Genomic DNA, 11,117 nt, shown 5'->3' with positions numbered 1-11,117 from the left:
GGCCCGTCGGGCCACGCTGGCCGCCACGGGGGCGTCCTAAGTGAAACTGCGTGCCGCCATGAGCGGTGGCGGCGTGATCCAGGTAGACCATGACGCGAACCACGATACCGGCCCGCTGGTTCGCTCAGGCCACCAGCACGTGCCCGTGACCAGCGTGCCGGGCGGTTCCGGCACCCACCGCGGACTGGCAGCGACCGGCCAGGGCGCGCCGGTCGGTCCCCGGGAGCTGCAGAGACTCGACATGCACTCGCGCCAGCGTGCGCGGCACGATGAGCAGCCGGCGGATCGAGCTCAGCAGGGTCTCGTCACCGACGAAGGCCGGCACCGTCGAGGGGCTTCCGTCGACGTGGTGGTAGGTCAGCCGCAGCGGCTGCACCGGACGGCCGGCATCGATGGCGGCCTGGAACATGGCCGGATAGAACGCGCCCCGATCCAGACCGCACCAGGTGGTGCCCTCCGGGAACGCCACGACCGTCTGACCGGCGCGCAGCCGGCGGGCAACGGCGTCCACCACACCGGGCAGGCGGCGCAGACTGGACCGCTCGATCGGGATGATCTTCAGGATGCGGGCCACGACCCCGGTCGCCGGGCCGGTGAACATGTCGGCGCGCGCGACGAACGACCCGGGCAGCACCGAACCGATGGCGAAGACGTCGAGCCAGGACACGTGCGGGCTCACCACCAGAACCCCGCGCAGGTTGCGAATCGGGTTGCCCGTCACGGTGATTCGGACACCCAGGCAGCGCAGCACCAGGCGGCAATAGATGCGCTGCACGCGGGTGCGGCCCGGCAGTGGCACCGCCAGCAACGGCAGCCCCGGCGCGAGCAGCAGCGCCAGCATGAGGCGAAGCGTCACCCGCAGCGTCACCAGCAGCGGCCGCGACGCCACCACGTCGCCCGCACCCACACAGCCGGCATCGCACGACGCGCGCGGCAGCCAGGAGTGCCCGGTGCCCGCAAGCGCGTTCATCGCTGGCCGCCCACCGCTGCGTTGGCCACCGCCCCCGTCATTTCCGAAGCCGCCGACACCGATCGGAGCCGCTTCAGATATCGGGTGTCGGCGTGCGCTTTGCCCAGCAGGACGCAGAAATCGCCGACGCCGAAGTCCGGGTCGTGCGCGGGTTCGCCGCACACCCGGGCGCCCAGCCGCAGGTACCCGCGCATCAGCGCGGGAACCGAGGGACGCGCGGGAGGCGCAAGGTCGTCGAGGGCCGTGCCGTCGACGACCACCGGCCGGTGCGGGTACACCCGGTATTGCGGTGGGGCGGCGTGACGGCTCAGGATCAAGTCGCGAACGCCGCGCAGTTGACTGCCGGGCGCCTGATCATCGGATTCGCCGCCGATGGGCACCGACACGCACCCGGTCACGTAGTCGTAGCCGTAGCGGTCCAGGTAGGCCAGGATGCCCGCCCACATCAACAGCACGACGCCGCCGTTGCGATGCCCGTCGCGCACCACGGCGCGTCCCATCTCCACCAGTGACGGCCGCAGCGGGTCGAGCGCGCGGATGTCGAACTCGGTGGCGGTGTAGAGCCCCCCGGCCGCGATGGCGCCCGCCGGCGCCAGCATGCGGTAGCAACCGACCAGCTCGCCGGTGTCGTCGTCGCGCACCAGCAAGTGGTCGCAGAATTCGTCGAACCTGTCTACATCCCGTTTTTCCTGGTCAGCCGCCGGCAGTGCGAAGCCGGGCGTGCTGGTGAACACGTCGTACCGGAGTCGCTGCGCCGCCTCGATCATGCCGGGGTCGGTGGACAGCAGCAGGGAGTAGCGCGGTGCGGCCGAACTGCTGGCCGCCATCCCGCTCGGCTTGTCGCTGGGTATGAGGACAGAAGCAATGCTCATGAGACCTAACGTGGCGTAGTCGATGAGCTAGTCGGCATCGACGCTGTGACGTGTCGGTGCACGTGAGATGACGAAATGTCGCGGAAAGGCGGGCGTCTCGTGGGTCGCGGACGTCATGGCGGGCCGCAGCAACGACGTTCGGGCACGAGCATGACGGGCGCTGTGATGCTGACCGGCGCCCAGCGAGCACCGGAACCGGGGCCGGAGAAACGCTGTGCCGCTGCGCAATTCGCTAGCACGGGCGCTGGCGGATCCGGTGATCGGTTGATGGTGTCGCGACGATGCCGATGTGACACAAGGGGTTACGCAAAAAGCCCCCGGCACCGCGGTGCCGGGGGCTTTTCAGGCCGCGAAACTCAGCCCTTGCGTGCCTTGATCGCCTCGGTCAGCTGCGGAGCGACCTTGAACAGATCGCCCACCACGCCGTAGTCGGCGATCTCGAAGATGGGCGCCTCTTCGTCCTTGTTGACGGCGATGATCGTCTTGGAGGTCTGCATCCCCGCGCGGTGCTGGATGGCACCGGAGATGCCCAACGCGATGTAGAGCTGCGGCGAGACCGTCTTACCCGTCTGCCCCACCTGGAACTGGCCCGGGTAGTAGCCGGAGTCCACCGCGGCGCGCGACGCGCCGACCGCCGCGCCCAGCGAGTCGGCCAGCTCCTCGACGACGCTGAAGTTCTCCGCGCTGCCGACACCACGACCGCCCGAAACCACGATGGTGGCCTCGGTCAGCTCGGGACGGTCTCCGGCGACCGCGGGCTCGCGGGCGGTGATCTTGGTGGCGTTCTCGGCGGGGGCGGGCACCTCGACGGTGACCTGTTCGCCGGCGCCGGCCTGCGGCTCGGCGTCGATCGCGCCGGCGCGCACCGTGATCACCGGGGTGTCGCCGTTGGCCTGCGCCTCCACGGTGAACGCGCCACCGAAGATGGAGTAGGTCGCCTTGTTGCCTTCCTTGACGTCGACCACGTCGACCAGCAGGCCGGAACCGATGCGGGCCGCGAGACGGCCGGCGATCTCCTTGCCGTCCGCGTTGGCCGACAGCAGCACCGCAGCGGGCGAGTTGGACTCGGCCAGCGAGGCCAGCACGTCGACCACCGGGGTGATCAGGTACTTGTCGACGTCGTCGGACTCGGCGACGTAGATCTTGGCGGCGCCGGCCTCCTTGAGCCCGTCGACCAAGGGCGCGGCGGTCCCGGGGGCGCCGACCACGACGGCGGAGGGCTCGCCCAGCGCTCGGGCGGCGGTGATCAATTCGGAGGTGACCTTCTTCAGCGCACCTTCTGCGTGCTCGACGAGCACCAGTACTTCAGCCATGGGTTATTTCGCTCTTTCGTGTGTCCGGAGGTGTCGGGTGCTAGATGATCTTCTGGCCGACCAGGTACTTGGCGGTCTCGTTGCCGCCCTCGCCCTCGTCGGTGACCTTCTCGCCCGCGGTCTTGGGCGGCTTGGGCGTCGACGACAGCACGGTCGAACCGGCGTTTTCCAGCCCGACCTCGTCGGCCTCGACCCCGATCTCGGCGAGGGTCAGCACCGTGACCTCTTTCTTCTTGGCGGCCATGATGCCCTTGAAGGAGGGGAAGCGCGGCTCGTTGATCTTCTCGGTGACGCTGACCACCGCGGGCAGGGTGGCCTCGAGGGTGAACACGCCCTCGTCCGTCTCCCGTTCGCCGGTGACCTTGTCGCCATCGATGGAGAGCTTGCGCAGGTGGGTGAGCTGCGGCAGGCCCAGGTACTCGGCGATGACGGCCGGCACCGCGCCGCCGGTGCCGTCGGTGGCCTCGTTGCCGGCGATGACCAGCTCGGTGCCCTCGATGGTGCCCAGCGCACGCGCCAAGGCCCACCCGGTCTGGACCAAGTCGGAGCCGTGCAGGCCGTCGTCCTTGAGATGGACGGCCTTGTCGGCGCCCATCGACAGCGCCTTGCGGATCGCCTCGGTGGCGCGCTCGGGACCGGCGGTCAGCACGGTCACCGACCCCTCGCCGCCCTCGCGCTCACGGATCTGCAGCGCCTCTTCCACCGCGCGCTCGTTGATCTCGTCCAGCACCGCGTCGGCGGCCTCACGGTCCAACGTGTAATCGCCGTCAGAGAGCTTGCGCTCCGACCAGGTGTCTGGGACCTGCTTGATCAGGACCACGATGTTCGTCATGAGTGTGGTTCGTCCTCCTAGAAGGGGGCTCGCAGCAATCGACTACGAAACCTCGGTAGGCATTTGTCGCAACGCACAGCCGTGTTACTACCCGGTAACTTTGTGCGGTATGCCTTCACACCATAGCTGGTCGTAGTGCACGTTCTTGCAGCCCGTCCGCCGCTCGAGAAGCGGGGTGCCCACTTCCCCGGTTCGCGAATCCGACACTTCGCGTTAGCCTGCCTATGCAATGAGCGCACTGGTCCCTGACGTCCCGCAGCACACCCCCGCCGACACCGGGTCGGCGGGCGATGCGGTGATGATGCTGACCGGTGAGCGCACCATCCCGGGTTTGGATATCGAGAACTACTGGTTCCGCCGCCACGAGGTGGTCTACCAGCGGCTTGCCGAGCGGTGCGTGGACGCTGACGTTCTCGAGGCCGGCTGCGGCGAGGGCTACGGAGCCGATCTGATCGCCGGTGTCGCCCGCCGCGTCATCGCCGTCGATTACGACGAGGCCGCGGTGGCCCATGTCCGCAGCCGCTACCCCCGGGTCGACGTCATGCAGGCGAACCTCGCGCAGCTGCCGTTGCCCGACTCGTCGGTGGATATTGTGGTCAACTTCCAGGTGATCGAGCACCTGTGGGACCAAACACAATTCGTCATCGAGTGCGCCCGGGTGCTGCGCCCGTCGGGGTTGCTGCTGATGTCGACGCCCAACCGGATCACCTTCTCCCCGGGCTGCGACACCCCGATCAATCCCTTCCACACCCGGGAACTCAACGCCGCCGAGCTGACCGAGCTGCTCATCGACGGCGGCTTCTCCGACGTGTCGATCAGCGGCTTGTTCCACGGCCCGCGGCTCAGCGAGATGGATGCCCGCCACGGCGGCTCGATCATCGACGCGCAGATCCAGCTGGCAATGGCCGCCGACCCCGGGGCGCCGTGGCCGCCCGAGCTGGCGGCCGACGTCGCCGCGGTCACCACCGAGGACTTCGACCTGGTCGAGGCCGGCGAAGGCGCCGGCACCGGCCGGCACATCGACGACAGCCTCGACCTGATCGCGATCGCGGTAGCCCCGTGAGCACACCGCAGAACCGGGTGCCCGGCCTGTTCACCCTGGTTTTGCACACCCACCTGCCCTGGCTGGCCCACCACGGCCGCTGGCCGGTCGGCGAGGAATGGCTGTATCAATCCTGGGCGGCGGCCTACCTGCCGCTGATGCGGGTGCTGAACACGTTGGCCGGCGAAGATCGCCGGGGCCTGATCACGCTCGGCGTCACTCCGGTGGTGCACGCGCAGCTCGACGACCCGTACTGCCTGGACGGCATGCATCACTGGCTGGCGAACTGGCGTCTGCGCGCCCTGGAAGCCACCAGCGTGCGGGCCGCGCCCCGTTCGAAGTCGGCCGGCTACCCGTCATGCACGCCGGAAGCATTGCGCGACTTAGGGATTCGCGAATCTGCCGAGGCCGAAGGGGCCCTGCACGATTTCGCCACCCTGTGGCGGCACGGCGGCAGCCCGCTGCTGCGCAGGCTGCTCGACGCCGGCGCGGTGGAGTTGCTCGGCGGCCCGCTGGCCCACCCGTTCCAGCCGCTGCTGACGCCGCGGCTGCGCGAGTTCGCGCTGCGCGAGGGTCTGGCCGACGCGCAAGCGCGCCTCGGGGTGCGAAAAGGGCGAAGCCAGGGCGGGATCTGGGCACCCGAATGCGCCTACGCGCCCGGATTGGAGCACGACTACTCCGCCGCGGGTGTCACCCATTTCATGGTCGACGGCCCGTCGCTGCATGGCGACACCGCGCTGGGCCGACCCGTCGGTGACACCGATGTGGTCGCTTTCGGCCGCGATCTGCAGGTCAGCTACCGGGTGTGGTCACCGAAATCCGGCTATCCCGGGCATGCCGCATATCGCGATTTCCACACCTATGACCACCTCACCGGCCTCAAGCCGGCCAGGGTGACCGGCCGCAACGTGCCCTCGGAGGACAAGGCACCCTACGATCCAGTGCGCGCCGACCACGCGGTCGACGCGCACGTCGCCGATTTCGTCGAGACGGTCCGCAACCGGCTGCTCTCGGAGTCCCAGCGCATCGGGCGGCCCGCTCATGTGGTGGCCGCCTTCGACACCGAGCTGTTCGGCCACTGGTGGTACGAGGGCCCGACCTGGCTGGAGCGGGTGCTGCGGGCCTTGCCCGAGGCGGGGGTGCGGGTGGGCACGCTGAGCGACGCGATCGCCGACGGCTTCGTCGGAAACCCGGTAGCCCTGCCGCCCAGCTCGTGGGGATCGGGGAAGGACTGGCAGGTGTGGGCGGGCGACCAGGTTGCCGACTTGGTCGCGCTGAACAGCGAAGTGGTCGACATGGCACTGAGCACCGTCGACAAGGCGCTGTCCCAGACGGCGTCGCTGGATGGGCCCATCCCACGCGACCACGTCGCCGATCAGATCCTGCGCGAAACGTTGCTCACCGTTTCCAGCGACTGGCCGTTCATGGTGAGCAAGGACTCGGCCGCCGACTACGCCCGCTACCGCGCCCATCTGCATGCGCACGCCACCCGCGAAATCGCCGGCGCGCTCGCATCCGGCCGGCGCGATACCGCGCAGCGGCTGGCGGAGGGATGGAACCGCGCCGACGGGCTCTTCGGCGCCCTCGATGCCCGTAGGCTGCCCCGATGACGCGGGCCGCGGCATGAAGATCCTGATGGTGTCGTGGGAATACCCGCCGGTGGTGATCGGCGGACTCGGCCGGCACGTGCATCATCTGTCGACCGCGCTCGCCGCCGCCGGTCACGACGTCGTCGTGCTGTCTCGCCGTCCCACCGGCACCGATCCCCGCAGCCATCCGTCGTCCGACCAGATCAGCGACGGCGTTCGGGTGATCGCGGCCGCTCAGGACCCGCACGAATTCGCCTTCGGCACCGACATGATGGCCTGGACGCTCGCGATGGGCCATTCCATGATCCGTGCCGGGCTGTCCCTGACGATACCGGGCACCAACCGCGCCTGGCGGCCCGACGTCGTGCACGCCCACGACTGGCTGGTGGCGCACCCGGCGATCGCGCTCGCCCAATTCTACGATGTGCCAATGGTTTCCACGGTTCACGCCACCGAAGCCGGTCGGCATTCCGGCTGGGTCAGCGGTGCGATCAGCCGCCAGGTGCACGCGATCGAATCGTGGCTGGTGCGCGAATCCGACTCGCTGATCACGTGTTCGGCGTCGATGGCCGACGAGATCACCGAGCTGTTCGGTCCCGGGCTGGCCGAGATCACAGTGATCTGCAACGGTATCGAGACGGCGCGGTGGCCGTTCGCGGCGCGCCGGCCGCGCACCGGGCCGGCCGAACTGCTCTTCCTTGGTCGGCTGGAGTACGAGAAGGGTGTGCACGACGTCATCGCCGCGCTGCCGCGGATCAGACGCAGCCACCCGGGTACCACACTGACCATCGCCGGTGAGGGCACTCAGCAGGACTGGCTCGTCGGACAAGCCCGTAAACACCGGGTTCTCAAGGCGATCCGGTTCGTCGGACACCTCGAACACGCCGAGCTGCTGGCCGTCCTGCATCGTGCCGACGCCGCGGTGCTGCCCAGTCACTACGAGCCGTTCGGGATCGTGGCCCTGGAGGCGGCCGCGGCCGGCACTCCCCTGGTGACGTCGAACATCGGCGGCCTGGGCGAGGCGGTGATCAACGGTCAGACAGGTGTGTCGTGTCCGCCTCGCGACGTCGCTCGGCTGACCGCGGCGGTGCGCACCGTGCTCGATGACCCGCAGGCCGCGCAACAGCGCGCCCTGGCGGCCCGGGAACGGCTCACGTCGGATTTCGATTGGCGCACGGTGGCCGACAAGACCGCACAGGTGTATCTGTCGGCCAAGCGCGGGGTGCGCCAGCCGCAGGCCCGGTTACCCATCGTCGAACACGCCTTGCCGAACCGGTAGCACCCTTCCTACCGTCGGGGAATGGGGCTGGACTATTCGAGCGTCGTGGACGCTGGAATCACCGACGTTTTCGAATGGCATGCCAGGCCGGGGGCGTTCGGCCGGCTCTCGCCGCCGTGGCAGCCGATGCGCCTGATCACCGAGGCCGCCTCACTCAAGGACGGGCGGGCCACGCTGGCGCTGCCCGGGGGCCTGCGCTGGGTTGCCGTCCATCAGCCGGACGGTTATGACCCGCCGCGGCGTTTCGTCGACGCCATCGGCGGCGACGGCCTGGCCGCGCTTCCGGCGCGAATTGCCGTGCGCTGGCGCCACACCCACGATTTCGAAGACCTTGGCGGCAACCGGACCAGGGTGATCGACCGGGTCGATACGCCGGTGCCGGGGTCGCTGTTGCGGCCCATGTTCGAATACCGGCACCGGCAACTGGCCGACGATTTAGCGGCTCACCGGTTGGCCGCGCAGAACGGACTGCGACCGATGACGATCGCGGTCACCGGATCGTCGGGGCTGGTCGGTTCGGCATTGACCGCCTTCCTGCGCACCGGCGGGCACCGGGTGATCCAGCTGGTCCGGCACGGCGCACGCGGCAACGACGAGCGACAGTGGAACCCCGATGATCCCGACGCGCACCTGTTCGCCGGTATCGACGCGGTGATCCATCTGGCGGGAGCCTCGATCGCCGGCCGGTTCACCGATAAACACCGAAAGGCTATCCGGGACAGTAGGATTGACCCGACTCGTCGGCTGGCCGAACTGCTGGGCCGCAGTGATCCCCGGCCCGCCGTACTGATCTCGGCGTCGGCGATCGGCTACTACGGATACGACCGTGGCGATGAAACCCTCACCGAGGACAGCGGTCGCGGCGATGGATTTCTGGCGGACGTGGTGAGCGACTGGGAGCAGGCGACCACGCCCGCGCGGCAAGCGGGGTTGCGGGTGGTGCAGGTGCGCACGGGCATCGTGCAATCGCCCGCCGGCGGCACGCTGAGGCTGATGCGCCCGTTGTTCAGCGCCGGGCTGGGAGGCCGGCTGGGTGACGGCCGCCAATGGCTGTCCTGGATCGGCATCGACGATCTGGTGGACGTATATCACCGCGCGCTGTGGGACGCCACCCTGACGGGTCCGGTGAATGCCGTTGCACCGCAGCCGGTCCGCAACAGCGAGTACGCCGCTACCCTGGCGGCGGTGCTGCACCGGCCGGCGGCGTTGCCGGTGCCGTCGCTGGGACCACGGCTACTGCTGGGTGGGCAGGGTGCGCGCGAGCTGGCATCGGCGAGCCAGCGAGTGGCTCCGGCCAGGCTCGCCGGCACCGGACACCGGTTCCGCCAGCCCGACCTCGACCGGGCGCTGCGGCACCTGTTGGGGCGCACCGGTTGACGATCCCGCGAAGTCAGGGCACCCGGCGAACGGTGAGCGGACCGTCGGTGACGTCACGGGTGATCGCCTCGACGAACGACCGGGAGTGAAGCACCGGGCTCGGCGTCCCCGAGTCATGCAGGAACCCGTCGATGAGGTCGGTCAGGGCCGCCACCGATTCCCACCGCGGTGACCATCCGAGCACGCTGCGCGCCCGGCCGGTGTCCAGCAGCGGCAACGAAAACGCCATATCGAGCCAGCCGCGATCGATCGGCTGCAATCTCGCTCGCCACGATGCCTCCACCGCGAGCCCGAGCAGGGCCGAGGGCACATGAATCGGGCGTGCCCGCACCGCTTTTGCGATGTCATCGCGGGATACCGGGGGTTCCGCGGCGAGGTTGAACGGCCCCAGCGCACAATGCTCGATCGCCTTCACGCAGGCGTCGGCGACATCGTCGGCGTGCACGACCGACACGCACAGCGAGCGGTCCAGCGGTAGTACCGGCAGCCAGCGCAGCCATTGCGGATCCAGGTACGCGGGCAAGGTGTAGCGCCCCAGTCCCATCGCGGCGTCGCGCTGCATGATGAATCCGGGCCGCATCCGGGTGATGCCGACGCCATCGGGGGTGCGGCGCTCGTAGTCGTCGAGCATGCCTTCCACCGTGGATTTCGCCCTGCTGTAAGCCGATGACCTGATGCCCGCGGTCGACCACGACTCGTCGACCTGTTCCCCGTACCGGCCGGCGGCGTAGGTACCCACCGACGACATGTGCACCAGGTGAGGCACTTTGGTGTTGTGGGCCGCGCTCAGTACCGCGGAGCTCCCGTTGATGGCGACCGCGTCCAGGTAGCGCCTGTTACGCGTGGGCTGAAAGCCCCACGCCAGATGGATCACACACTGTGCCCCGCGAAAGACGTTGAGCAGCTCAATTTCCACGCCGGGGGCCGCCAGGTCCAGCTCATGCCATCGCACGGACCGATACACGCCGTCCGCCGGAGGCTGTCTGCGGGTGACGCCGACGATCTCATAGCCAGTGCCGTCTTCGGCGAGCCGGCGCAGCAAGGCGGTGCCGACGTTGCCACTGGCCCCGGTGATGACGATCCGCTTGGACACCGGCTACCTCCTTAGAACGAGCGGCTACTCTTCGGCATCTCTGCCCTCCCGGCTGTGCTGATAGGCGCGGGCGCGCAGATCCGCGAGCCATTTGGGGTGCAGGCTCAAGCCGGGCGCAGTGTTCAGCACGGGGTCGAACGACACGTCCTGGTCACGTTCGGGATCGATGGCGGTGGTCAGGGTCATGCGGGCCACGGGCGTGAAATCGCCTCTGCCGCAGGCTTGGTCGAGCGCCACCTCGATGTTGCTGCGCTCGAGCTTCGTCCTGACGCTGTCCAGGGACAGTCCCGAGCCACCGATCTCGCTCGAGGTTCGGGCCCGAAGCCACCAATTGTTGTTCTGATAACGCAACGGCATCAGCGTGGTCAGGATTTGGCCGTTCCACGACATGGCCGGTCGCAGCGCCACCGCACGCGACAGCACCCCCGACCCCGAAGACACGAGCAGTACGTCCCACGGCTTGTCCGACGGATGCGGCGCAGGCAACCGGAAGGCCAATCCGATGAAGTCGGGCAGCGCGCCTGGCGTGCCGGTGGCCTTGGACACGCGCGCAACAATCTTCGACGACGCGACCGGCAAACCTTGGGCCGCAGGGGCAACGCGTTCGATGAAGCCCTCCGCCAGCACGCCGATCGGATGGAAGAAGCGTTTACCCCGGATGGCGGAGCCCCACTGAAAGGGCCGCCCCACAAGTTCGAAAACGTCCACCGGCGGCGGATTCCCATTCTGCGCCGGGGGAAACAAGGCTTC

The 11,117-nt window shown here is 68.9% G+C and carries 10 protein-coding genes; 4 read left to right on the top strand and 6 right to left on the bottom strand.

All coding sequences use genetic code 11. The features are described from left to right. Positions 1-124: 124 nt before the first annotated feature. The 4 genes from A5782_RS09085 to A5782_RS09070 all read right to left on the bottom strand — a co-directional run bounded on the left by A5782_RS09085 (position 125) and on the right by A5782_RS09070 (position 3,987). A complete protein-coding gene (locus tag A5782_RS09085) occupies positions 125-970 on the bottom strand; it encodes a 1-acyl-sn-glycerol-3-phosphate acyltransferase (protein WP_067098217.1) in 846 nt (281 codons plus the stop codon). After that, positions 967-1,842 carry a GNAT family N-acetyltransferase gene (locus A5782_RS09080; protein WP_067098213.1) on the bottom strand — a complete coding sequence of 292 codons (876 nt, stop codon included), beginning with the start codon at positions 1,840-1,842 and terminating at the stop codon, positions 967-969. Before A5782_RS09080 ends, A5782_RS09085 begins: the two co-directional genes overlap by 4 nt. Before the next feature lie 356 nt (positions 1,843-2,198). Beyond that, positions 2,199-3,155 carry an electron transfer flavoprotein subunit alpha/FixB family protein gene (locus tag A5782_RS09075; protein ID WP_067098210.1) on the bottom strand — a complete coding sequence of 319 codons (957 nt, stop codon included), beginning with the start codon at positions 3,153-3,155 and terminating at the stop codon, positions 2,199-2,201. A 40-nt stretch (positions 3,156-3,195) separates the two neighbouring features. Next, entirely contained in the window at positions 3,196-3,987 is a 792-nt protein-coding gene (locus A5782_RS09070) for an electron transfer flavoprotein subunit beta/FixA family protein (RefSeq protein WP_067098207.1), read from the bottom strand. A gap of 229 nt (positions 3,988-4,216) precedes the next feature. Here A5782_RS09070 and A5782_RS09065 point away from each other — a divergent pair, with 229 nt between their 5' ends. From A5782_RS09065 to A5782_RS09050, 4 genes are read left to right on the top strand one after another with little or no spacing between them, the layout of a single operon-like run. Then, positions 4,217-5,050, top strand: coding sequence for a bifunctional 2-polyprenyl-6-hydroxyphenol methylase/3-demethylubiquinol 3-O-methyltransferase UbiG (locus tag A5782_RS09065; protein ID WP_067098204.1), 834 nt, complete (start codon positions 4,217-4,219; stop codon positions 5,048-5,050). Next, entirely contained in the window at positions 5,047-6,639 is a 1,593-nt protein-coding gene (locus tag A5782_RS09060) for a glycoside hydrolase family 57 protein (protein WP_067098200.1), read from the top strand. The genes A5782_RS09065 and A5782_RS09060 overlap by 4 nt, the downstream gene beginning before the upstream one ends. A gap of 13 nt (positions 6,640-6,652) precedes the next feature. Continuing rightward, positions 6,653-7,897, top strand: a complete 1,245-nt coding sequence (locus A5782_RS09055; protein ID WP_067098196.1) for a glycosyltransferase family 4 protein — start codon at positions 6,653-6,655, stop codon at positions 7,895-7,897. A gap of 21 nt (positions 7,898-7,918) precedes the next feature. Continuing rightward, complete coding sequence (locus tag A5782_RS09050) at positions 7,919-9,274, top strand: TIGR01777 family oxidoreductase (RefSeq protein ID WP_067098193.1); 1,356 nt, start codon at positions 7,919-7,921, stop codon at positions 9,272-9,274. Positions 9,275-9,287: 13 nt separating this feature from the next. On the opposite strand, the gene A5782_RS09045 is transcribed toward A5782_RS09050, so the two are convergent. Both A5782_RS09045 and A5782_RS09040 read right to left on the bottom strand, forming a co-directional pair. Then, a complete protein-coding gene (locus tag A5782_RS09045; protein WP_067098190.1) occupies positions 9,288-10,367 on the bottom strand; it encodes an NAD-dependent epimerase/dehydratase family protein in 1,080 nt (359 codons plus the stop codon). Positions 10,368-10,391: 24 nt separating this feature from the next. Further along, positions 10,392-11,075, bottom strand: a complete 684-nt coding sequence (locus tag A5782_RS09040) for a phosphodiesterase (RefSeq protein ID WP_067098187.1) — start codon at positions 11,073-11,075, stop codon at positions 10,392-10,394. Positions 11,076-11,117: the final 42 nt, after the last annotated feature.

The sequence above is a fragment of the Mycobacterium sp. 852002-40037_SCH5390672 genome (genome assembly GCF_001665875.1).
Classification (GTDB): domain Bacteria; phylum Actinomycetota; class Actinomycetes; order Mycobacteriales; family Mycobacteriaceae; genus Mycobacterium.
The sequence above is the reverse complement of the archived record's forward strand: the minus strand, read 5'-3'. Positions and strand labels throughout refer to the sequence as shown.